This window comes from Mycobacterium sp. TH-M15, assembly GCF_057473705.1.
Genome location: NZ_JBYCLB010000257.1, coordinates 1 through 1972, shown reverse-complemented (window position 1 = coordinate 1972; position 1972 = coordinate 1). Strand labels below are relative to the sequence as shown.

The window sequence follows — 1972 nt, the reverse complement described above, 5'->3', positions numbered from 1 at the left end:
GTCGGCGCTGGCCGGATACGGGCGCACCCGGGCGATGCTGCTGTCCGCGGAGAAGCTGAATGCCGACGAGGCGCTGCAGACCGGCATGGCCAACCGGATTGGCACCCTGGTCGATGCGCAAGTGTGGGCGAAGGAGATCGCCGGCCTGGCACCGCTGGCACTGCAGCATGCCAAGCGCGTGCTTAACGACGACGGCGCCTACGAGGATCAGCGGCCGATCCACAAGGAGCTGTTCGACAGAGCATGGGCTAGCAAGGACATCATCGAAGCGCAGGTTGCCCGCGCCGAGAAACGACCGCCGAAGTTCCAGGGCGCCTAACGCCATGCTGCAGTCAGGGCTGCGGCTGGCTCAGCTTGCGGTGGGTACGGCCACGCTGGCCGCCGGTGGGTGGGTGCTGCGTGCGTTGCACGGTGCGCCCGCCGCGCTGGGTGCCGGGCCGGCCGTGATCCGCTCGGTAACCGACCGCTCACCCAATTCCCGGGAGGGTGTCTTCGTCAACATCGACCCGGCGTCGACGCGCAAGCTCAGCAGCGAGGAACTGCGGCTGGTGCTGTGGGAGTTGGTCCGCGGACGCGCGGCACGCCGACCCGCCGCGGTGATCCCGCTGGGTGCAGCGGACGTCACCGGCAGCACCCGACCTCTGGCGGTCAGCTGGCTGGGCCACTCCACGGCACTGATCGAGATCGACGGCTACCGGGTGCTCACCGACCCGGTGTGGGGTGACCGCTGTTCCCCGGCCGACCGCGTCGGGCCGGGGCGGCTGCATCCGCCGCCGGTGGAACTGGACATGCTTGGCGCCCTTGATGCGATCGTCATCAGCCACGACCACTACGACCATCTCGACATCGCCACAGTTGTCGCACTGGCCCGCACGCAGCGGGCCCCGTTCCTGGTCCCCCTGGGTGTCGGTGCGCATCTGCGCACCTGGGGCGTTCCCGAGCGGCGCGTCATCGAACTTGACTGGAACGAACGCGCCGACGTCGGCGAACTGACTCTGGCCTGCACCCCGGCCCGGCATTTCTCTGGGCGCTTTCTGACCCGAAACCTCACCTTGTGGGCATCGTGGGCGATCATCGGCCCCGGCCATCGGGTGTACTTCGCCGGGGACACCGGCTACACCAGGAGTTTTCGCCAGATCGGCTCGGACTACGGCCCGTTCGACGTAACGCTGATGCCCATCGGCGCATACCACGCGGCCTGGCCGGACGTCCACATGAATCCGGAAGAGGCGGTCCGGGCCCACCTGGACGTCAACCACGTCGACGTCGCTCACGCCCGTGGATCCGGGCTGCTGGTGCCGATCCACTGGTGCACGTTCCGGCTGGCACCACACCCGTGGGCTGAGCCCGTCGAGCGGCTGCTGGCGGCAGCCGACAGCGCCGATGTGTCGGTTGCGGTGCCCAGGCCCGGCGAACGGGTGTTGCCGAGGGTAACCGCCGAACTCGACCCGTGGTGGCGGCGGTGACCACCTCGCCGGCCGCCGGGCTCAGCGACGCCGAAGTTGCCCAGCGGGTGGCCGACGGCAAGACCAACGATCTCCCGGCCCGCGTCGCGCGCAGTGTGCGCGAGATCATCGCGGCGAACGTTTTCACCCGGATCAACGCCATCTTGGGCGTGCTGCTGATCATCGTGCTGACCACCGGCTCGCTGATCAACGGGATGTTCGGCCTGCTGATTATCGCCAACAGCGTCATCGGCATGGTCCAGGAGATCCGGGCCAAGCAGACGCTGGACCGACTCGCCATCGTCGGACAGGTGAAACCTTTGGTGCGAAGGCAATCCGGAATCCGGCCAATGCCACCCGGAGAGGTGGTGCTCGACGACATCATCGAACTCGGGCCCGGTGACCAGATTGTGGTCGACGGCGACGTCGTCGAGGAATCCGATCTGGAGGTCGACGAGTCCCTACTCACCGGTGAAGCCGACCCGATCGCGAAAGACACTGGTGAGCAGGTGATGTCGGGCAGCTTC

3 protein-coding genes are annotated in these 1972 nt (G+C 67.8%); all 3 read left to right on the top strand.

Going from position 1 to position 1972, the window contains the following annotated elements; translation table 11 throughout:
• Positions 1-319, top strand: a 319-nt coding sequence (locus AC2VNT_RS06145) for a Clp protease/crotonase-like domain-containing protein (protein ID WP_486946008.1), incomplete at its 5' end; no start/stop codon positions are given.
• A 4-nt stretch (positions 320-323) separates the two neighbouring features.
• On the top strand, positions 324-1466 hold the full coding sequence (locus AC2VNT_RS06140) for an MBL fold metallo-hydrolase (protein ID WP_486946007.1): 1143 nt from the start codon (positions 324-326) through the stop codon (positions 1464-1466).
• Positions 1463-1972, top strand: a 510-nt coding sequence (locus tag AC2VNT_RS06135) for a P-type ATPase actuator domain-containing protein (RefSeq protein WP_486946006.1), incomplete at its 3' end; no start/stop codon positions are given. The genes AC2VNT_RS06140 and AC2VNT_RS06135, both read left to right, overlap by 4 nt.